This is a genomic window from Marinitenerispora sediminis (genome assembly GCF_003336425.1).
In the GTDB taxonomy this organism is placed as follows: Bacteria; Actinomycetota; Actinomycetes; order Streptosporangiales; family Streptosporangiaceae; genus Marinitenerispora; species Marinitenerispora sediminis.
Map to the genome: position 1 here is coordinate 1 of NZ_QEIO01000101.1, position 20,203 is coordinate 20,203.

The 20,203-nt window shown below is 72.9% G+C and carries 20 protein-coding genes and 1 pseudogene; 9 read left to right on the forward strand and 12 right to left on the reverse strand.

What is annotated here, in order from left to right:
* Window positions 1-95: pseudogene (locus DEF28_RS29215) on the forward strand (IS982 family transposase); the annotation flags it as partial.
* Window positions 96-809: 714 nt separating this feature from the next.
* On the opposite strand, the gene DEF28_RS18435 reads toward DEF28_RS29215, so the two are convergent.
* A complete protein-coding gene (locus DEF28_RS18435; protein ID WP_199493390.1) occupies window positions 810-1,640 on the reverse strand; it encodes a (2Fe-2S)-binding protein in 831 nt (276 codons plus the stop codon).
* A 760-nt stretch (window positions 1,641-2,400) separates the two neighbouring features.
* Here DEF28_RS18435 and DEF28_RS18440 point away from each other — a divergent pair.
* Entirely contained in the window at window positions 2,401-3,129 is a 729-nt protein-coding gene (locus DEF28_RS18440) for a YqeB family protein (protein ID WP_449405545.1), read from the forward strand.
* A 616-nt stretch (window positions 3,130-3,745) separates the two neighbouring features.
* Here the strand turns inward: DEF28_RS18440 and DEF28_RS18445 are convergent.
* Window positions 3,746-4,033: a MoaD/ThiS family protein gene (locus DEF28_RS18445; protein ID WP_114399179.1), complete on the reverse strand. Its 288-nt coding sequence runs from the start codon at window positions 4,031-4,033 to the stop codon at window positions 3,746-3,748.
* 4 nt (window positions 4,034-4,037) lie between these two features.
* Window positions 4,038-5,138, reverse strand: a complete 1,101-nt coding sequence (locus DEF28_RS18450) for a WD40/YVTN/BNR-like repeat-containing protein (protein WP_114399181.1) — start codon at window positions 5,136-5,138, stop codon at window positions 4,038-4,040.
* A gap of 173 nt (window positions 5,139-5,311) precedes the next feature.
* Between DEF28_RS18450 and DEF28_RS18455 the strand changes: the two genes are divergently transcribed.
* Window positions 5,312-6,061: a MerR family transcriptional regulator gene (locus DEF28_RS18455; protein WP_114399178.1), complete on the forward strand. Its 750-nt coding sequence runs from the start codon at window positions 5,312-5,314 to the stop codon at window positions 6,059-6,061.
* 84 nt (window positions 6,062-6,145) lie between these two features.
* Here the strand turns inward: DEF28_RS18455 and DEF28_RS18460 are convergent, their stop codons facing one another.
* Window positions 6,146-7,609, reverse strand: coding sequence for an SDR family oxidoreductase (locus tag DEF28_RS18460; protein ID WP_114399177.1), 1,464 nt, complete (start codon window positions 7,607-7,609; stop codon window positions 6,146-6,148).
* A 273-nt stretch (window positions 7,610-7,882) separates the two neighbouring features.
* On the reverse strand, window positions 7,883-8,482 hold the full coding sequence (locus tag DEF28_RS18465) for a helix-turn-helix domain-containing protein (protein WP_114399176.1): 600 nt from the start codon (window positions 8,480-8,482) through the stop codon (window positions 7,883-7,885).
* Window positions 8,483-8,653: 171 nt separating this feature from the next.
* Here DEF28_RS18465 and DEF28_RS18470 point away from each other — a divergent pair, with 171 nt between their 5' ends.
* Window positions 8,654-9,538, forward strand: a complete 885-nt coding sequence (locus tag DEF28_RS18470) for a class I SAM-dependent methyltransferase (protein ID WP_114399175.1) — start codon at window positions 8,654-8,656, stop codon at window positions 9,536-9,538.
* Window positions 9,539-9,843: 305 nt separating this feature from the next.
* Here DEF28_RS18470 and DEF28_RS18475 read toward each other — a convergent pair whose 3' ends face one another.
* Genes DEF28_RS18475 through DEF28_RS18485 form a run of 3 tightly spaced genes read right to left on the reverse strand, consistent with a single transcriptional unit; the run spans window position 9,844 to window position 12,324 of the window.
* Window positions 9,844-10,272, reverse strand: coding sequence for an organic hydroperoxide resistance protein (locus DEF28_RS18475; RefSeq protein ID WP_114399174.1), 429 nt, complete (start codon window positions 10,270-10,272; stop codon window positions 9,844-9,846).
* A 50-nt stretch (window positions 10,273-10,322) separates the two neighbouring features.
* Complete coding sequence (locus tag DEF28_RS18480) at window positions 10,323-11,765, reverse strand: dihydrolipoyl dehydrogenase family protein (RefSeq protein ID WP_114399173.1); 1,443 nt, start codon at window positions 11,763-11,765, stop codon at window positions 10,323-10,325.
* Window position 11,766: 1 nt separating this feature from the next.
* Complete coding sequence (locus DEF28_RS18485) at window positions 11,767-12,324, reverse strand: hypothetical protein (protein WP_114399172.1); 558 nt, start codon at window positions 12,322-12,324, stop codon at window positions 11,767-11,769.
* Between the two features lie 400 nt (window positions 12,325-12,724).
* On the opposite strand from DEF28_RS18485, the gene DEF28_RS18490 reads away from it, so the two are divergent.
* Entirely contained in the window at window positions 12,725-13,309 is a 585-nt protein-coding gene (locus DEF28_RS18490; RefSeq protein ID WP_114399171.1) for a TetR/AcrR family transcriptional regulator, read from the forward strand.
* A 246-nt stretch (window positions 13,310-13,555) separates the two neighbouring features.
* Here the strand turns inward: DEF28_RS18490 and DEF28_RS18495 are convergent, their stop codons facing one another.
* From DEF28_RS18495 to DEF28_RS27310, 4 genes are read right to left on the reverse strand one after another with little or no spacing between them, the layout of a single operon-like run.
* Entirely contained in the window at window positions 13,556-14,626 is a 1,071-nt protein-coding gene (locus tag DEF28_RS18495; RefSeq protein WP_147280180.1) for a hypothetical protein, read from the reverse strand.
* Between the two features lie 54 nt (window positions 14,627-14,680).
* Complete coding sequence (locus DEF28_RS18500; RefSeq protein WP_114399169.1) at window positions 14,681-15,433, reverse strand: hypothetical protein; 753 nt, start codon at window positions 15,431-15,433, stop codon at window positions 14,681-14,683.
* A gap of 23 nt (window positions 15,434-15,456) precedes the next feature.
* Window positions 15,457-16,524 carry a M23 family metallopeptidase gene (locus DEF28_RS18505; RefSeq protein WP_114399168.1) on the reverse strand — a complete coding sequence of 356 codons (1,068 nt, stop codon included), beginning with the start codon at window positions 16,522-16,524 and terminating at the stop codon, window positions 15,457-15,459.
* Between the two features lie 3 nt (window positions 16,525-16,527).
* Entirely contained in the window at window positions 16,528-17,028 is a 501-nt protein-coding gene (locus DEF28_RS27310) for a hypothetical protein (RefSeq protein ID WP_147280179.1), read from the reverse strand.
* Between the two features lie 84 nt (window positions 17,029-17,112).
* On the opposite strand from DEF28_RS27310, the gene DEF28_RS29080 reads away from it, so the two are divergent.
* The 4 genes from DEF28_RS29080 to DEF28_RS27615 form a co-directional block, all read left to right on the forward strand.
* Window positions 17,113-17,739: a DUF6668 family protein gene (locus DEF28_RS29080; protein ID WP_369122483.1), complete on the forward strand. Its 627-nt coding sequence runs from the start codon at window positions 17,113-17,115 to the stop codon at window positions 17,737-17,739.
* Window positions 17,740-17,769: 30 nt separating this feature from the next.
* Window positions 17,770-18,057, forward strand: a complete 288-nt coding sequence (locus tag DEF28_RS18515) for a hypothetical protein (RefSeq protein ID WP_114399166.1) — start codon at window positions 17,770-17,772, stop codon at window positions 18,055-18,057.
* A gap of 103 nt (window positions 18,058-18,160) precedes the next feature.
* The gene (locus tag DEF28_RS18520) at window positions 18,161-18,862 is read left to right on the forward strand and encodes a hypothetical protein (RefSeq protein WP_233515394.1); all 702 of its coding nucleotides are present in this window, start codon (window positions 18,161-18,163) and stop codon (window positions 18,860-18,862) included.
* A gap of 79 nt (window positions 18,863-18,941) precedes the next feature.
* Window positions 18,942-20,203: hypothetical protein (locus DEF28_RS27615; RefSeq protein ID WP_158562872.1), on the forward strand; the 1,262-nt coding region annotated here is incomplete at its 3' end.

Consider the following 20,203-nt stretch of genomic DNA (forward strand, 5'->3'; position numbering starts at 1 on the left):
TGTGTCAGCGCGTCTGCGCCCTCAACACCGCGATCTGGCGCAACTGGCAGATCGGCGCCCCGGTCAGGCGATCGCTGATCGCCTACGACCACTGACCAGGACACCAAAGCCCCATCAACGATCGAGCGCGTAGTGGCGCAACGTCGTCATGTGTGCCGGGGCCGATCCGGTCGGCCGGGGGCTCGGAGCGCCCCCGGCCGCGCACAGCGCGTCGCAGACCAGCCGGGTGCCGGAGCATCCGGTCCCGGAACGCCCCGGCCCGGAGGAGGCTCGGGAGCCGGGGCCCGGGCGGGCCGCGCTGCTTCTCTCCCGGCAGCCGTGTGAACTCCAGCGCCAGCGCGTAGGGGTTCGGCGTCCCCCATCAGCCGCCGGTTCGACGTGACGCACTCCGTGGCGGACGTGATGCGGATCCGGGGGCCGACGCCCGGTAGGCGCCGTCGGCGCCAGGGACATCGCGGTGGTCGCGGCCAGCAGGCCGGGGGGAGCGCGCGGAGGCGGTGGCGGCCAGCAGGTCGGGAGTGCGCGGAGGCGGTGGCGGCCAGGCCCGGGGCGGCCTGACGTCGTCGGTGCGGCTGGCCGAGCCCGTCACCGAACTGGAACGGCCGGTGTTCCGCACCCGGATCCGCCGACCGGTCCGGTCGGCGCTCCTCCCAAGCCCGCATGCTGCCGCCCTGGTCTCCAGCGGCTCCGGCACCTCCCCGCCGTCGCCGCGCAGCGAGGAGCGGGCGGCGGCCCGCACCGGGTCCCATGATGGGCCGGAACCCAGGAGGAGAGAGGGGCCGCGCCGGGATCAGCGACGACGCCGCCGGTCAGGCGCGCGGCGCGGGGCCGTCCGGCGGCGTCCGGCGCGGACCGGTGTGCCGCAGCGCGCAGTCACCGCACGTCGCCCCGCCCGGGAGCCGGTAGTAGAGGCAGCAGCTCCTCCGGACGAAGCGGTCGAGGCCGGCGGAGCCGGGGGCGCGCAGTTCGCCCGTGCCCGCGAGCGGCCCGGCGAGCAGGGCCCGGGTAACCGCCGCGGCCGCCGCCGCGTGCCGGGGCCGCGCCCGCGCGAGCAGCCCGGCCGCACCGACCAGCGCCGAGGCCGCGTTGCCCCGCAGCAGCCGCCGCTCGATCCGGACCAGCTCCCGCAGCGACTCGGCGAGCGGAGCCAGCACCCCGTCCAGGACGTGCCGGTGCAGGAGCCCGGACAGCCGCTCCGGTGGGTCCGCTGCCGCGGCGGGCAGCATCCGGTCCTCGGCCAGCCGCAGGGGGAGCGGGCCCGCGTCCACCAGCCGCCAGCGCAGGGCGGCGGGGTCGGGGACGCGACCGTGCCAGAGGGCGCAGCCGAGCGCGGGAGAGAGCAGCCGGGCGGCGAGCCCCTGGTACAGCAGCGACGCGGCCACCCGAGGTTCGACGGCGGCGGCTGCCAAGCCCGCCTGCCGCGCCAGCGCGCGCCGCGTCGTGCCGAGCCGCCGTTCGAGCGCGTCCGGGACCGTCCACAACTCGGCCAGCGCCCGCCACCCCGCCTCGCGCGGCGCCACGCCGAGATCGACGGCGAAGAACGCACTGACTCCGGCGACGTCGGCCAGCACCGCGCGCGTCGGCGCGGCGGCCACCCGGTCGCCCCGAGGAGCCGCTCCCGCATCACCCGTGTCCGCCACGCCACGAGCCTAGACGTCCGGCTGGCCGGCCACGTCCCGCCTTCCGCCCGGTCGACCGGGACATCCGGAACCGAGCGGCCGCGCATCGACGCCGAGCTGGTCTGCGTGGCCGTGGACCGGGGTGCCCCGGGATGCGATTGCGGGCGCGGGTGGCCGCGCCTGACCCCGGCAGGACCGGCCGCCTCTCCCCGCGCCTGCCGGGCCGGTCCGAAGAGGACCGGCGCCTGTGGGCGCGGGGCCCGGCCCCGCAGATCCACTGGGCCGGCGATGGAGGGCGCGGACCGGCGGTGAAGGTGTTCCCCGGGGGGCTGCGCCAGCGCGTCGAGGCGGCCATCCGCCCGCGAGGAACCAGCCGGAGCTGGAGCGGCATGCCCCCGGAGCACCGAGCTCGTGTGGACGCGCACCTGCCAGCGGGTCCGCGCGTGCACCGCCGTGGCCGGGCGCCCCCGGCTGACCGGTAGCCCGCTCCGGCGGCCACTGATCCCCCATGGCCGCTGAACAGGGCACGCGACTCCCGTCGACGATCCAGGCGAGCGGCCCCGGTGGCCCCCGGGGGCGGCGCAGGCTCGCGGCCCGCGACCGCCGCGACCGGGGCGGGGCGGGCGGTACTTTCGGCCAACGCCCGCCCGCCGACGGGCGACCGAGGACGGCGGGGAGCAGCCCGATGGCCGATGCACGGCCGCCCTCGCCCGCCGTAGCGTCGGATGCGCGCCGGGAGCCCCCGGCGGCCGTATCGACGACCGGACAGGAAACAGCCGCCATGGACGCCAGCCGCAGCACTTCCGGGCCGGAGCCGGGCGGGCACGGCGGTCGGCGGGATGCCACGGTCGTGGGACCGCAGGTGGCGGAGCGTCTCCTGGTCTGGGGCGGGTTTCCGCTCCTCGGCGCTGGTGCGGGCTGGCTGCTCGCGTGGCTGGCGCCGTGGGCGGCGTCGCTGAGATGGGTGCCCTTCCAGGGACCGCTGGAGCTCGTGGCGTCCATCCCGCACCCGCAGGCCGCGATCGGCGGCATCGCCCTGGGCGTCGGCGCGGGGCTGGTGGTGGCGTTCCTCGCCGAGCAGGACACCTTGGTGGTCACCGTGGACGACGAGCAGGTGACCCTGGTGCACGGTGAGTCGGTGCGCACCGCGCGCCGCGACGACGTCGCGGCGGCGTTCCTGGAGGGCCCGCACCTGGTGCTGCTCGGCCGCTCGGCAGCGGAACTGGCCCGTGTGGCCGGCGACCGGGACGCCCGCCGGCTCGCGCGTGCCTTCGAGGCCCACGGCTACCCCTGGCGGGCCGACGGTGATCCGCACCGGGAGGAGTACCGCCGCTGGATCCCGGAGGACCCCGACCTCGCGGCGGGCGCCCACGCGCTGTTCCGCGCCCGGGCCGCCGCGCTGCGGAAGAAGGACCGCGCCGACGCCGAGCAGCTGCGCGGCGAGTTCGGCCGGCTGGGCCTCGTGGTCCGGGACGAGTCCGGGCGCCAGTTCTGGCGCCGCACGACGTGACCGTCGCGGCCTTCACCGCCGCGGGCCGCAACGCGATCCAGGCCGGCTTCGACGGCGTCGTGACCCCCGGCGCCAACGGCCGTCCCGTCCACCGGTTCCTCACGCTGAGCCTGTTGGCGTCCGACAAGCGGGGCGGTCCGGCCGGGGCCGGATCCGGCTCGGCGCCGAGGTGCTCCGGGCCATCGCAGCCGAGACCGGAGCGGCCCGCACCAGCCTCCGGGATCTGTCCGGACAGGGGCAACGGCAGCACCGAACCGGGCCCCGAGCCGGCCTGCGCCGCGCTGCTGGGGGCAACCCGTGGGGACCGGCTGCCTCCACGCGCTGGAGGCCGGCGACCGTTGAGGCGATACCGCGGCTGCGCGGGGACTTCGCCAGCGCATCCCTGCTGCCCCGGGCTTCGGCGAGCGCCCCCACCGGCGTGGCCGGACTCGCGCTCATCGAGGACGCGCCGCCGACCTCGCCGCCCACGGCAGGCTGCTCCTCGGCAACCCCGGCCTGGTACGCCGCCGCGCGGCCGGCGGGGCCGTCCAACACCTCCCGACGTAGCCGCTGGTGCAGCGGCGGGCGCGGCCACGCCGACGACCCGGAGCTGGCCGCCGGCCGAGGGAGCAGCCGGTCAGCCGCCGGCCACCGAAGGCAGCACCCACACCTCCGTCCCGGCGGCGACGGGCGTCTCCAGCCCCTCCAGGGACCGGCACTCCTCCGCTCCCACGTAGACGTTGACGTAGCGCCGCAGCCGGCCGCGCTCGTCGCGCAGCCGCCGGTCCAGCCGAGGATGGCGCCGCGCGAGCTCGTCGAGCACCCGGCGCAGCGGCACTCCGCCGGCGTCGACCGGGACGGCGATCCGGGCCTCGCCGTCGGACTCGGCGCGCAGCGCGCCCGGGAGGATGACGGTGACGTCCACGGCGCTACACCTCGACCGCGCGCACGCAGAGCACGTCCGGCAGGTGGCTCGCGACCTGCCGCCAGCGCGGACCGTCGTCGGTGCTGACGAAGACGTCTCCCGCGCGGGTCCCGAAGTAGAACCCGGGGACCTCCGCCCCGTCGGTGCAGGCGGCGTCGCGCAGCACGATGCTGTAGTACGGGTCGGTGGGCAGCCCCTCGCTCGCCGACCGCCACGTCTGCCCCCCGTCGTCGGTGCGGAAGGCGCGGAGGAGGTAGTCCGGTGGCAGGTGGCAGGTCTGGCTGATCACCGGGAAGTTCAGCACCCGGCCCGGGACGCGGGGGTGCGCCACCATGGCGAACCCGAAGTCGGCGGGCAGGCCGTCGGCGATCGAGGTCCAGCCCGCGGACGGGTCCGTGCTGCGGTAGACGCCGTGGTGGTTCTGCAGGTAGAAGGCGCCGTCGGACGCCACGGCCACCTTGTGCACGCACTGCCCGTACTCGGGGTACTCGTCGGGCATGAAGGAGGCCCGGATGCCCCGGTTGGCGGGCGTCCAGCTCTCCCCGCCGTCCTCCGTCTGGTACACCCCGCCGGTGGACATGGCCACGGTCATGGCCCGCGGGTCCGTGCCGGCCGCTCGCACCCGTCCGGGCAGCACCGTGTGGATGGCCGCGCCTCCGGCGCCGGGGTACCAGTTCACCCGGTGCGGGTGGTCCCACAGCGGCCGGACCAGTGTGAAGCTCTCGCCGCCGTCGGTCGAGCGGAACAGCGCCGTGGGCTCGACCCCGGCGTACACGGTGCCGGGCTCGGGGCCGAACGCGAACTGCCAGACCCGGGTGAACGCGGCGTCGACGTCGGAGGGGAAGGCGATCGGCACCCGCGCGGGCTCGTGCCAGCGGGCTCCCAGGTCATCGCTGAACCAGACGCTGGGGCCGAAGTGCGAGCTCTCCGTGCCGACGAGGATCCGCCGGGTGCGCGGGTCGACGCCGATGGCGTACACGCCCGCGGTGTTGGCGTAGTCCTCGGCGTCGAGCCGGTGCGGACCGCTCACCTCCCAGGCGCGCCGATCGTCGCTGCGGGCGGTGAACAGTCCCTTGCGTGTCCCGATGACCAGGAGAAACGCCACGGTGGCCTCCACGGTGAGTCGTTGCGCCCACTCTGACACACACCAACGACATCGCGGCGGCGCCGCACCCGTTCCGACCGGCCCGGACGAGGGGTTGCACCTGACGTAACGTGAGGTCCTAGCGTCGGATCCGTCGCCGCGGCCGCGGCGATGCCGGGGAGAGAGGACGGGCCATGCCCGAGGACGGCGGCCCGGTGTGGAAGGTCGGGGAGCTGGCCCGGCGCACCGGACTGACGGTGCGGACGCTGCACCACTACGAGCAGGTGGGCCTGCTGCGCCCGGCGGCCCGGACGGCCGCCGGACACCGGCTCTACGGGGCGGCGGACGTCCGGCGGCTCTACCAGGTGGTGGCGCTGCGCGAACTCGGCCTGCCGCTGGACGTGATCGGCATCCTGCTGGCCGGCGAGGCCGACATCGCCGAGCGGCTCGCCGAGCACCTCGCGCTGGTCGAGCAGCGGCTGGTCCGGCTGCGGTCGCTGCGGAGCCGGCTCGCCGCGCTCGTGGCCACGGCCGAGTCCACCGGCAGCACCGCACCCGCCGATCTCCTTGGCCTCATCGAGGAGGTGGTCCGAATGCAGGACGTGATCAACAACTACTTCTCGGAGGAGCAGCTCGCGCTGCTGGAGGAGCGGCGCCGTGCTCTCGGGGAGGACGCCATCGCCGCCGCGGAGGCGGAGTGGCCGGAGCTCATCGCGAAGGTCCAGGCGGAGATGGACGCCGGCACCGACCCGGCGGACCCCCGGGTGCGCGCGCTCGCTGGCCGCTGGATGGGTCTGCTGGAGGCGTTCCACGGCGGGGACGACGGGCTGCGCGAGTCGCTGTTCACCATGTACGCCGAGAACAGCGAGCAGATCAACCGGGACAGCGGTGGTCCCTCCCCGGACATGATCGCCTACATCAGCCGGGCGAACGCGGCCGACTGAACGCCGCGGGTGCCCGCCGCCTCGGACCGTCCCGGCCCCTGCGCCTAGGGGCCGGAACACGGGCCGCCGGCGGGGACCTCGCCCTCACGCGCCGCGGTGCGCCGCCGCCTCGGCGGCGCGCGCGATGTTGCGGGCCATCGACCCGAACACGATCCCGTGGAACGGCCGGATCCCCCACCAGTAGAGCTGCCCGGCGAGGCCGCGCGGCTGGAAGACGGCGCGCTGCCGGTAGACGGTGCGGCCCGCTGCCCGCTCCACGCCCAACTCCAGCCAGGCGAGGCCGGGCAGCCGCATCTCCGCCCGCAACCGGAGCAGCCGGCCGCGCTCGACCTCCTCAGCCCGCCAGAAGTCCAGCGAGTCGCCGACGCGCAGCCGCTCCGGGTCCCGGCGCCCGCGCCGCAGCCCGACCCCGCCGGTCAGCCGGTCCAGCCAGCCGCGGGCCGACCACGCGAGCGGCCACGAGTACCACCCCCGCGCGCCGCCGATCCCCTCGACCACCCGCCACAGGTCCTCCGGCGCCGCGGCGACGGTCCGCGACCGCTCGTCGAGGTAGCAGGAGCCGCCGGTCCACTCCGGGTCCGTGGGCAGCGGGTCCGATGGCGCGGTCGGCCAGTCGGCCGACGACCAGCGGGTGGCCACGTCCACCTGGCGGGTCCGGCGCAGCGCGAGGCGCACCGCCTGCTCGTAGTCGACGCGCCCGTGGTCGCCGAGCAGCGCGGAGAGGTCGTCCTCGCGGCACACGGCGTCGTGCCGGAGCGACTCCACCAGGGGCCGCGCGACCGCGCCGGGGACCGGGGTCACCAGCCCGACCCAGAGGCTGGACAGCCACGGCGACAGCACCGGCACCGGGATGATCAGGCGCGGGCGGATGCCCTCCACCCGGGCGAACCCCTGGATCATGTCCGCGTAGGTCATGACGTCGGAGCCGCCGATGTCGAAGGCGCGGTCCACGTCCGCGGGCAGCTCGGCCGCCGCGACCAGCAGCCGCAGGACGTCGCGGACCGCGATCGGCTGCACCCGGCTGCGCACCCACCGCGGCGTGGTCATGACGGGGAGCCGCTCCGTGAGGTAGCGCAGCATCTCGAAGGAGGCGGATCCGGAGCCGATGACCACCGCCGCCCGCAGCACGGCCGTCGGCACCCGGCCCTCCAGCAGCACCCGTCCGACCTCCGCGCGCGACCGCAGGTGCGCGGACGGCCGTCCGCCGCCCGGCACCGGGCCGCCCAGGTAGACGATCCGGCGCAGCCGGCACGCGGCCGCCGCGTCCGCGAAGTTGCGCGCCGCGCGGAGATCGCGGTCCGCGAACCCCGCTCCACCACCCATCGAGTGCACGAGGTAGTAGGCGGCGTCGGTGTCCGCCAGTGCGGCTTCCAGGGACTCGCGGTCCAGGACGTCGCCGCGCACCACCTCGACCCGGGGCCGCCACGGATGGTCGCGGAGCTTGCCCGGCGACCGCGCGAGGCACCGCACCTCATGGCCCGCCCCGAGCAGCTCCGGGACCAGACGGCCCCCGATGTACCCCGTCGCTCCCGTGACCACGACCCGCATCTCGCCCCCCGATCACCGTGGTCGCGCCGGCCCCGTGCCGCGGCGACCGCTCCCACCGGCCCGCTGCCCAGCGCCGCCCGGGTCGCAACACGCCCGGCGGCCGTGATCGCGGCCGCCCCGTGCGAGGCGGTACCGCGGCAGCGGCTCCGCCGGGCCCTCGGAAGGGCGCGGGGCGGGCGGCGGGGCCGAGGGCCCGGTCGGAGGGACCGCGGCTCCGAACCCGCGGGCGGCGCCCCGCTTCGGGGCTGCCAGCCGGCCGCGCCCGCCGGGCGGTCAGCCCTCGCGGTCCGTGCGCGCCCGCGGCCGCGCACGGACGTGCATGCGCTCGCCCTGCCGGCCGAACAGGCTGAGCAGCTCCACCGGCTCGTCGCTGGCGCAGCCGAACCAGTGCGGCAGCCGGGTGTCGAACTCGGCGGCCTCCCCGGGGCCGAGCACCACGTCGTGGTCGGCGAGCACCAGCCGCAGCCGCCCGGAGAGGACGTACAGCCACTCGTACCCCTCGTGGGTGCGCGGGTCCGGCTCGCGGCGGCTCGGCGGAACGATCATCTTGTACGCCTGGAGCGGGCCGGGCGCACGCGTCAGCGGCACCACGACCTGGTCGCGTACGCGGCGCGGGGAGAGCCGGACCCGGGGGTCGCCGACCTCCGGCGCACCGACCAGTTCGTCCAGCGGCACCTGGTGCGCCTGGGCGATGGGCAGCAGCAGCTCCAGGCTGGGCCTGCGCTGCCCGGACTCCAGTCGGGACAGCGTGCTCTTGGATATCCCGGTGGTCTCGGCGAGCTCCGTCAACGTGATGTCGCGCCGCAGGCGGAGCCGTCGCAGGCGCGGGCCCACCCCGGACAGGACGTCGGCGATCTCCGGTGCGTGTTCCATGCCGACATTCCACCCGCCATTCCCGAAAACAGCAACAGTTGTTGCCAGATACGTGAAGCGTCGGCAGGGTTCCTGACGAGGATCCCCGCACGGACCGCCCGGTGGCCGCCGCGCCCGCCGGCGGACGTACGGCCTCCCATCCGCCATTCGACGACGCAGGAGCGCGACGCCATGAGCGCACACCCCGACCACCGGACCGACGACTTCTACTGGACCGCCAAGATCCCCCTGCTGGAGGAGGGCGCCGCGCTGCACCGGCCCGCCCACGAGCAGGCGACCGCCTGGCTGGCCGACCTGCTCCCCGCCGCCGGCGTGCGGCGCGTCCTCGACGTGGGCAGCGGCCCGGGCGTCGCCACGACCTTCCTGCTCGCCGATTCCTTCCCGGAGGCGGAGGTGGTCGCCGTCGACGGCACGCCGGCCCTGCTGGAGCGCGCGCGTGAGCACGCCGAGCGGCGGGGACTGGCCGACCGGGTGCGCACCCTGCACGCGGACCTGCCGGCGGACTTCGGGACGCTCGGTGCGGCCGACGTGGTGTGGAGCAGCCACGCGGTGCACCACCTCGGCGACCAGCAGGCGGCCCTGAACGCGCTCGCCGCAACGCTGCGGCCCGGCGGGCTACTGGCCGTGGCCGAACGGGGCCTCCCCGCGCGCTACCTGCCGCGCGACATCGGCATGGGCAGGCCCGGCCTGCTGGCCCGCCTGGACGCCGCCGAGGAGGACGGCTACACCACCATGCGGGAGGAGCTTCCGGGCAGCACCCCGGTGGTCGAGGACTGGCCCGCCATGCTCGCCGCCGCCGGCCTCGTCCCCAGCGGCTCCCGCACCTTCCTCATCGACCGGCCCGCTCCCCTCGACGCCCCGGTCCGCGAGCAGCTGCACGCCCGGCTGTCCCACCTGCGCGACCAGATCGGCACCCGCCTCGACTCGGCGGACCGGGCCACCCTGGACCGCCTGCTGGACCGCGAATCCCGCGAAGGCATCCTCTGGCGGCCGGACGCCTTCTACCTCATGGCGATCACCGTCCACACCGCCCGGTCCGGCCCGCCCGAGCAGTGACGGACTCCCGGCCGCGGCACCGACCAGCCCGGCCGGTACGACCCGCGCTGCGGGCACGCCTCTTATGAGGCGTGCGCGGCCGCCGCCCGATGCCGGGCCCGGATTGCCCCGCGCTCGGCCACATGACAATCCGCCGCAGAGGCCGGGGACCGGACCTTCGCCACGGGCGCAGGGCCCACCGGAACTTCCGGCACGCCCGTAACTCAACACCGCCGCGCGCGTTCGGTGGAGCGAACCACCACCGAACGCGCGCGACTGGTGCCCCGGGACCGGTCACTTCCTTCCGGTCCTTCGTGCCGGCCGGTTCAGGCGACCGTGGTTTCGAGGGTGACGGGGATGTTGCCGCGGGTCGCGTTGGAGTAGGGGCACACGGCATGTGCGGCGTGCACGAGTTCGTCCGCGGTCCGCTGGTCGATCCCGGCGACTTCCACGTGCAGGGCGGTCGAGAGCGCGAATCCGCCTTGCTCGGTCCTGTGCACGCTGATCTCGGCGATCACCGCCGAGTCTGTGAAGGCCACCTTCCGTCCGGCGGCCACGGCCTTCAGGGCGGAGTGCAGGCACGACGCCCATCCGGCGGCGAAGAGCTGTTCGGGGTTGGTGGCTGTGCCGGGTCCGCCCATCTCGCGCGGGACGGCGAGGGTGACGTCGAGGAGGCCGTCGTTGGTGGCGGCGCGGCCACCGGCGCGGCCGTCGCCGGTCGAGGTGGCGATGGCGGTGTACACGGGGTCGGACATGGGATTCTCCGTTCGTCGGTGAACAGTCGGGGACGGGGGCCGGGGCGCGGTCAGTGGTCTCTGCCGTCGGTTTCCAGGAGCCGTAGCCACACTTCGCTGATGGTCGGAAACGCGGGAACGGCGTGCCAGAGCCGGTCCAGCGGGACCTCGCCGGTGATCGCGATGGTGGCCGCGTGCAGGATCTCGGCGACATCGAAGCCGACGGCGGTGAAGCCGACGACGACGTTTCTGTCGTTGTCGATGACCATGCGTGCTCGACCCGTGTAGCCGTCCGCGTGCAGTGCGGCGCCGGCGACGGCACCGAGGTCGTGGTCGACGACACGCGTGGAGAGACCGTGCGCTTCGGCGGAAGCCGCGGTGTGCCCGACGGTGGCGATCTCGGGGGCGGTGAAGATGACCTGGGCGGTGGCGTGTTCGTCGGCGGTGGAGGCGTGCCGGCCCCACGGGGAGGTGTCGGCGTCCTCACCGGCGGCGCGAGCGGCGACCGCGTCACCGAGGGCACGCGCCTGGTACTTGCCGTGATGGGTCAGCTGAGCGCGCCGGTTCACGTCTCCGGCCGCGTACAACCAGCCGTCGTCCAGCTGGGCGCCATCGTCGGCCAGCACGCGCAGGTCCTGGCCGACGGTGAGCCACGCGCCGGGTGTGAGGCCGACCGTGTCGAGGCCGATATCGCCGGTGTTCGGCGCGCGGCCCACGGCGAGGAGTACACGATCGGCCTCGACGGTCGTTCCGTCGGAGAGTTCGAGAAGAGCGGCCCCGGTCCGACCGCAGCGGGCGGCGACCGCGTCGACGCCTGTCCGGGTCGTGACGCCGGCCTCCTCGAGGGCCGCGGTGACGTGCTCGCTCGCGAACTCCTCCACACCGGGCAGCAGCCGGGTGCGGGAGACCAGCGTGACGCCGGAGCCCAGGGCGGAGTACGCGGTGGCCAGCTCGGTCCCCACGACGCCGCCGCCGATGATCGCCAACCGTTCCGGTGCCGAGTCGGCGGATGCGGCCTCGCGGCTCGTCCAGGTCGGGATCTGGTCGAGCCCGGGGATCGCGGGTCTGAGCGCGCTGCTGCCGGTGGCGACGACCACGGCGTGCCGTGCCCGCAGTTCAACTTCACCGCCGTCGTCACCGCGTACGTGAACGCGGCGGGGACCACTCAGGCGGCCGTGCCCCCGGACCAGATCGATCCCCGCGCTGTGGAGCCAGTCGACCTGGCCCGCGTCCTTCCACTGCGATGCGAAGCGGTTCCGCCGCGCGAACACCTCGGCGGTGTCGAGGGGCCCGGTGATGGCGGCCCTCGCGGCTGGCAGCGCCCGCGCGGCGCGCAGCGCGGCGGCGTCGCGCAGCAGCGCTTTGGTGGGCATGCACGCCCAGTACGAGCATTCGCCGCCGACGAGTTCACGCTCGACGATCGCGGCGGTGAGCCCGCCCCGCACGATCCGGTCCGCGACATTCTCACCGACCGGCCCGGCGCCGATCACGATGACGTCATAGACGTTGGTCACGTCAGGCCTTCTTCGCGGCCGAGTGCAGACGGATCGCGGAAGCGAGGAAGAAGACCGCGCCCAGTGTGGCGTATCCGGCCACGCCGACCAGCGACGCCTGGGGGCCACCGGCCTGGAGGAAGAACCCGGTACCGGCGAACACCGAGATACCGCCGCTGAGGATCATGGGCCACTGGCCGCCCAGGCGGTAGCGCCTGAGCGCGACGGCCAGTTGCACCGCCCCCGCGGTGACCGCCCAGAGGCCCCAGATGCTCAGCACCGCGGCGGACCCGGTCGCCGCGAAGAGCGCGAGGGCGATCGCCGCGAGCGCGCTCAGGGCCATGTTGAGGTAAAGCGCCGCCTTCGGGCGGGTCGCCCCGGCGGACCGGAAATCGATCACCGCGCAGACGAGGTCAAAAACCGGGTACAGCACCAGCAGCGCGACGACCAGCGGGGTCAACGCCGACGCGGTCAAGGCCACCGCGATCGCCCAGCCGACCTGGAACCCGAAGCGGATCAGGTACAGGTTGCGCAACGCGCGTGAGACGCCCGCCTTCTCAGGAGCGGTGAGGGCAGTCATGGGGATCTCTTCCTCTCAGGAGTCGCTGCGGCAGCGACCGCGCACCGAAGTAGAATTACTAGTCACTCTACTTCGGCACAGAGTAGGGCTCCGTTCCGTGATGCGCAAGCCCGTGGGTCGAGGGCGCCTGGCTCCCCTCGTGTCGGCCGGGCGCGCCCTCGGGGACCGACCTCGGGGTTGCGGAGGTCCGGCTTCGGCCGTGAACAGGGATAACTCGGAAGGCGGGTCGCTGCGGGGCCTGGGAAGTGTCGGCAGGGGGATCGGCCGCAGCGGCGAACGCGAACGGTCGCGCGACCGAATCGACCCCCTGGGGGTGAGCCTATGTAGACTGCCTGGTAACTCTAGTGTGTGTGAGTGGTAGAGAGATCTCGAAAACAACCCACTCAAGCCAGGAGGTTGTATGGGTCCCTCAACACGCACCCCGATGCGCGAACGCCTCCTTGAGGCCGCCACCGACCTGTTCTACCTTCAGGGGCTGCGCGCGGTCAGCGTCGACAAGGTGATCGACGCGGCGGGAACGACGAAGGTGACGTTCTACCGGCACTTCAAGAGCAAGGACGACCTGATCGTCGCCTACCTGGAAGGGCGCGCCGCACTCGAACGCGCGGGCATCGGTGCCGCCCTGGCCCGCGGCAACGGCGATGTCGGCGCCACGTTGGAGCTCATGGCGGAACAGGTCGGGCTGGCGGCATGCATGTCGGGGTTCCGCGGCTGCCCCTTCATCAACGCGGCCGCGGAGTATCCCGATCCGGCCAGCCCGGTCCGGCGGGCGGTCGCCGCGCACCGCCAATGGTGCAGGGCCGCCTTCGAACAGCTCGTGGCACCCCTGGGCCGCAAAGGCTCGGACGAGGTCGTCGACAGCCTGATGCTGCTCCGTGATGGGGCGATGGTCAGCGGTTACCTCGACGAACCCGCAGCGGTCGCCGGCGCCTTCCTGCGCGGCGTTCGAGCGGTCATCGGAACCACGGTCGCGGAGACGCGCTGACGCCGGCCCCAAGGAGGGCGCGGTCCTCTGCGCCGTGGTCGGCGGTGCGGTGCGGAAGCGGAGGGGGAGGCGAGAGCCGCCGGAGCGCCGACCGCGGTGTGCGCGGGGCAGGTTCGACGGCCCCCAGGCCTGCGGCGACGCCGCCACCGACCAGCTGGTGGCACGGCCCCGCCCGGCCGTCCCGCATCGAGATGCCGACGCCAGGCCGGCCGTCCCGGACTCCGGCGGGGGCGCGCCCGGCCGGGATCACGGGTCCCCGCCCTGGCCGGGCACCGAGATGGCCGCCGCCTCCGACAGCCACCGTCCCGCCTCGGACACCTCCCTCACCCGTTCGCTCAGGGACTCGCGCAGCGCCTCCGCCTCCCCCTGGACCCGCTGGGCGTCGTCGGCTCCCGCCGCGCTCTCCGACGCGGCGGTGGTGAGGAGGCGGAGGTAGTCGTCATGGCGGCGTTCGTTCTCCTCGCACTGGCGCAGCTCGTGGTGGGCCGTCACGGCGGCGGACGCCAGCGCCGCGTAGTCCTCGAACCTCTCCACCCGGGCGGCGACGGCGGCCCGTACCGCGTCCAGGGCGTCCTGCTGCGGACGCAGCGAGGCGAGGACCCGATCGGACACCGCCTCTCGCTGGCGCTCATCGACACTGCGCTGCAGGTCGCCGCACCGGGCGAGCGCGGCCGCCATGGACCACTCCTGGCCGCGGACCCACGCCTCGTCGTAGCCGGCGCCCAGCGTGTCGCCGAGCACCTCGCGGGCCCGGCGCACCGTGTCGATCGCCGCCTGGAGCCGGCCCAGCAGCGCGGACTCCTCGGCCTGGAAGTCCTCCGGCGGCAGGTAGCGGCCGAAGTGGCGCTCGCCGAGGCTCCGGACGCCCCTGACGAGCAGGGCGAGCGCTCCGAGCGGGCCGGCGGACCAGAAGAACGCGGTGGCGCTGAGCAGCGCCACGTCGTCATCGGCCGCCCACACCAGGAAGAACGGCCCCCACGCCAGCAGCAGCGTGAGGACCCCGCCCACCGCGCCCCGCGCGCGGAAGCCCCACAGCACCAGGGCGCACAGCCCCAGCGTGCTGAGCACGCGGGTGGCGAGGACAGCGGACTCCGGCGCCTGGCCGGCGAGGTGGCCGGCCGTCCAGAAGAGCGCGAGCACGGCCGCCGCGGCACCCCGCCACCACCACCGCGAGCCCCGGCCCCGTGACCGGGGCGCCCGGGAGCGGGGGAGCAGGCCGGCCCGGTTCCGTTCCAGCCGGCGGCGGATCCGGGGCGGCAGTTCCGGGTCGAACACCGGGCGGGGCGGCCGTCGTGGCAACGGCCGTTGCCTCGTCACGTGCGCACCTCCCCGTTCCTCTCGTCTCGTCTCGGCTCGTCGCCGCGCGGCGCGTCAGCCGCCGGTTCCCCGGCCGTCGGCCTCCCGCCAGCGGGCGAGCTGGTCGGACAGGCCGTGCGGCGAACCGTACGTGTCGACGTCCCCGGACGGCCCGACTCCGGCGGAGCCGTCGGCCGGGAAGCCCCGCCGCCGGTTGTGCTCGGCGATGGCCTCCTCCCAGAGCCGCGCGGACCGCGCGGCCGGGTCGTCGGCTTCGGCTCCGGACGGGCCGGGGCGCTGCGGCAGCGGGACAACGGGGGCGAGCCGCGGACCCGTGTCCGGGCCCGGTGGCGGCGGCCACGGCGGCAGCTCGTGGCTCGGGGCGTGCTCGGCGGACGCGGCCTGCCCGGTGGGAGGCTCGGCCGGGACCGGATCCGGCGCGGGCCGCGGCTCCGGCTGCCACACCGCCCCCGCCGGCGGCGTCGGGGCGGCGGTCGCCGCGTCCCGCCGGTCCGCCCCGCGGCCCGGGCGGCTCTTCTTGGCCCGCGTCTTGGGCGGCGGCGCCGAGGTGTCCTCCTCGACGTGCCCGTCCGGGTAGACGATCAGCGGCCAGTCGCCGTCCACACCGCTCGTGGCGACCTTCACCGGACGGCCGAGTTTCCGGGCGGTCTCCGCGATGAGGCGGATGATCTCGGTCCGGGCCTCCCCGGTGGAGGCCGCCGTGACGCGCTGGATCCGCCCGTTGACCGTTACCTCGCCGGTGCCGTCGGTGTTCGTCACCGCGGTGATCTTGGGAAACGCCGGTACCTGGTCGTGTTCGGTGGTCATTGGATGTCGACTCCCCCATCGAGTCAGCCCAGTTCGACTCCGACCTGGGACAGGAAATGGACCGGGTTCAGCACCTGGGCGCCGCGGCGGATCTCCAGGTGCAGGTGGCACCCGGTCGAGGCGCCGTCGCTGCCGACCCGGGCGATCTGCTGGCCGCCTTCGACGCGGTCGCCGACCTTGACCAGCAGGCCGTTGGCGTACATGTGGCCGTACACGCTGGTCAGGCCCTCACCGTGGTCGATCCTGACCCAGTGGCCGAAGCCCCTGGCCGGTCCCGCGTCCGTCACGACCCCGTCCTGCACCGCCCAGATCGGGGAGTCGCACGGCGACCCGATGTCGACCCCCTTGTGGCTGGTGCTCGCCCCGACCGTCGGCGCGTTGCGGGCACCGGGCATGCTGGTGATGGGCCCGCGCGCCGGCAGCGCCCAGCCCTCCGGATTGACCGCGCCGGTCTCGGTCGGCACGCCCGTGCAGGACGACTGGCCGGTGCCCGGCTGGACGTCGGGGACCTCGACCCCGGCCAGCGCCCGCACGACCTGTACGGCTGCGTCCCAGAACTTCGTGTAGTGGTTCGGGTCGGCGTTGCGCTGGGTGCGGTGCGCGACGATGGTGGGTGCCAGCTCGTCACGGCCCTGCACCCGCATCATGGCCCGGAAGAAGTTGGTAGCCGACGTCGTCGGGTCCATCCGGTCCTCGTACGACCCCCATGCGCCGTTGGCGCGCTGCTGGAACAGGCCCCGGGAGTCCGGTCCGGCGTTGTCGCCGTAGTCGATCACCCGCAGGCTCGACTCGCCCATGGCGGTCATCACGCCGATGGTCTGGTCGCGGATCCCCAGGCCGAGCGCCTCGCCCGCGTTCATGATGAGGGCGGCGTTGCGGAGCTGCTCACCGGAGTACCCGGCGACGCTGCCGGAGGGCAGGCCGTCGATGTCGACCGTGACGCCGGGACCACTGGGGCCGCCGCATGCGGCAGACTGCTGCTGGTACGCGACGCCGATGAAGATGATCGGCCCCAGACAACCGCCGATCATGAGCAGCGGAATCAATGCGATGGCGATCACGCAGCCCGACGAGGAGTTCGACTCCGCCATCGCTCAGTCTTCCTCGGGCGGAGTCAGCCGCTCCACCTGCCAAGGTGAATCCTGTTCGGTACGACTCAGCAGCACCTCGTAGGTCCCCACGTCAGTGGGGACATCCACCCAGGCAAGGTAGGCGCTGGAGTCGTCGGCGAGTTCGCCGTCCCCGGTGACCTCGGTGGCCGGAATATTCGCGGGATCGGTTTCTTGGAACTCCATCTGCGCCTGAGGCGAGAGATGACCCCGTATCTCCTCCCACCAGGCCTCCTCGTCGCTTCTGTTCGAGACGAACGCCGTCATCACGGTTTCTGCCTCGCGGACCGCTTCACTTCTGTCACTGGGGCCCCAAGTCGGATATTCGCCGGGATCTTGGAATTCCACGTCTGGTAGGTAGTGATGGCCGGAACCGGTCAGTTCTGTTTCGTCTCCTGCCGGCTCGGCCGTTGGGGCGCATCCCGTGGGCAGCGCAATGCCGATAATGGCCACGGCACCTGCGAGAAGTCGCTTGACGAAGATCATTTCCGTGCGGTTCCCTATGGGCGCTCCGGGACGGTTTTCGGACTGGTGCGAAATAACATACGACATGGAGAGGTGGGAGTTCGGATGGGGGAACAGAATCCGTGGATCACGGTGGCTACTCCTGCAACGTCCGCCGATGAGCCCGAAGTGGACGCCGAAGAGCTTCCGCGCGTCACCGGTCCGCAACGGCCACACGTTGGGGTGCCAGTTCCGCAGAGTAGTGATCTTCTCTCCCGCAGGTCAGTGCCAGAATTTGAAGGCCTGTGGTGGCTCGGCGTCCACGGGGGAGCGGGTGAGACGACGCTTGCGCGATTGATCGAAGCCAGCAGAGTCGCGCATCATGCCTGGCCGGAACCGGTCAGTGCGAGCCAGTCTTCAAGAGTTACGATGCCATCCCAGTTGGCGAAGGTCATTCTCGTTGCTCGCACCCACGCGCATGGACTCCGCGCCGCACAATTAGCTGCCACAGAATGGGCGTCCGGCGCCGTTCCAGGCGTGGACGTGCTCGGAATGGTGTTGGTGGCGGACGCCCCTGGGCGGCTACCGCGCCTGCTGAGGGATATGGCCAAGGTTGTTTCCGGAGGCGTTCCTCGCGTGTGGCATGTTCCGTGGAACGAATCCTGGAGGCTGGGAGAGCCTGTGGATATTGAAAGCAGTCCGAAAGTCGTACAAGCTATGGTCTCCGAGCTGACTGCCCTGTTAGCGCGATAAAAACATCAATTGATCTTGAGGAAGGGCGACGTGTTTTTCGAGGCGACTTCCGAATTAGTCCTTCACCTCGCCGCGGTCCCTGACCCGGGGTCCGGTGAGGCGCCCCCCGGCTCGGAGGGTTTCATCGCCATCCTCGGCTGGGCCAAGTGGGTGGCGCTCGGCATCTGTGTGCTCGGTCTGATGATCGCTGGTGCGACCATGGCCATCCAGTCGCGCCGGGGCGAGGGTGGCGAGCACATGGGCAAGATCGGCATGGTTCTGGCCGGGGTCATCATCATCTCCGCCGCCACGTCGCTGGTGAGCTTCCTCGTCACCTGATCCGAACAACCTGTTTCCATGAAAGGGCCGCGTCGTGGCTGATTCGGGCAACGAGGGAACTGGTGGGCATCCGCTGGCCAGCCGAGGGTTCGTCCTGTCTTCGGTGGTGATCGGCACCGTCGTGGTGCTGGCGGTGATTGTGGTGGTGACGACCCTGGCACGTGGAGAGCCGGAAGAAGGGCAAGCCGCGCCCTCGTCGGAAACCGGGAGCGCCAGCGCCGATCCCGGTTCGGTGCCCAGCGCCGGGGGTGACGCGAGCGTGTGCGGGCTCGACGAGGTCGAAATGACGGGCATGCTCAGCACGGCGCCCGAGGGCACCCAGTGGGAGTTGGTGGGAGCTGTGGCGGTCCCGTCCGTGGAGGGGGCAGGACCGGGCCGAATTGAGGAGAACGGGTTCCGCGACTGCTTTGCGCGGACTCCGACGGGGGCGGTGCTCGCCGCAGCCAACGCGTCGATCCTGACCGGTGATCCGACCCTTGGTGAGCAGGCCATCGAGCGGCTGATCGCGGACGGTCCCGGAAAGGACGTGGCCTTGGAGGGGGGCGGAATTGCTGCGGAATCGCCTGGAGGTGAATCCGACATCAGCGTGCAACTCGCCGGTTTCCGCATGATCTCCTACGACGGCGAGCGCGCGAACATTCAGCTCGCGTATAACAGCTCGATCGGTCTAGAAATGGTCACGCCCATGGATCTGGTGTGGGAGGACGGTGACTGGAAGGCGGTCCTCGCCGACAACGGGGAGCCAGCGGTTCCGGCCTACCCGGTTCCCGATCTCGCCGGATTCGTGCGCTGGGCCGGAGCGTGACACCGTGAGTGGTGCACTGCGCCAGCGACCATCCATCCCGAAGAGCTGACACAGGGTCCGTCAACCGGGGATGATATCGATGCTGCAATCCGCGTACTTCATCCGCGACATCATCAACGGTGTCGTCAGCGGAGTTTCGGGTGTGGTAGGCGACGCTGCTGAAACGGCCTTTGAGGGAATCCTGAACTTCTTCTCCGACGCCGTGATCGAAGCGATCGGCAGTGTTGTCGAGACACTTGGCACTATGTGGGTGGACGTTGACACCCCCGATCTCGTGACCGGACGGGGTTCTTCCATTGCGCAGGGGGCCGAACCCGAGGGGGCGGGCTATGCCCTGGACCTGATGCAGTACACGGTGTGGATTTCGCTCGGAGTCTGCGTCTTCTCTCTCATCGCCTTGGGAGGGATGCTCGCTCTGGCGCGGCATCGGGGCGACGGCGGCGGAATGCTGCGCAAAGTGGGATTCGTCCTCTTTGGAGTGGTACTGATCTCCGCCGCATCTGCCATCGTCTCTGGATTGCTTGCCAGCGTCGGCGGGACTGGTGCTGGAGGCCCGGCCGCCTATCTGCAGAACAGTCTCTGGTGGTACATGGGGGCCGCCGCCGTCGTCTCTGTGATCATCGGCGGCGCGAAGATGGCCTGGGAGCAGCGCGCGGAACCTGGCAAGGAACTGGTGAAGTCGCTGTTCACCCTGGTCGTCGTCTCGGGCGCCGGACTCACTTTCATCAGCCTTGCGGTGGAGGCCTCGGACGCATTCTCCGAGTGGATTCTCGAGGGCGCGATGGGCGGCCGAGACTTCGCTGAGAACATGACGGTTCTGTTAGTCGTGGGCACCGCCTCTGGCGCCGTCTCGCTTGTGCTCCCGTTGATTATCATTGTTCTCGGTCTCGTCGCACTCTGTTTCAGCCTCATGCAGATGATGTTGATGGTCGTGCGTATCGGCATGCTGGTGGTGTTGGCGGGTGTGCTTCCTCTGACGGCGTCCTTCACGAACACCGAGATAGGGCGCTCTTGGTTCCGCAAGTGCGTCGGTTGGCTCGTCGCGTTCATTCTGTACAAGCCGGCGGCAGCCATCGTCTATGCCGCCGCGTTCCAACTCGCGAATTCCAACATTTTCGATGACGAACAGGGGCTTATAAAGTTCCTTGCCGGTGTGACGCTCATGGGCGTCGCCCTCATCGCGATGCCAGCGCTCATGAGATTCGCCGTGCCAATGGTGGGCGGGATGGCGGGCGGCGCCGCCGTCGGTGGCGCCATGGCCGGCGGAGCGATGGACGCAGCCACCAGCCTGCCCACCGGCGCCAAGCCCACCGGTGGTGGCGGCGGTGGGCAGGCTGGTGG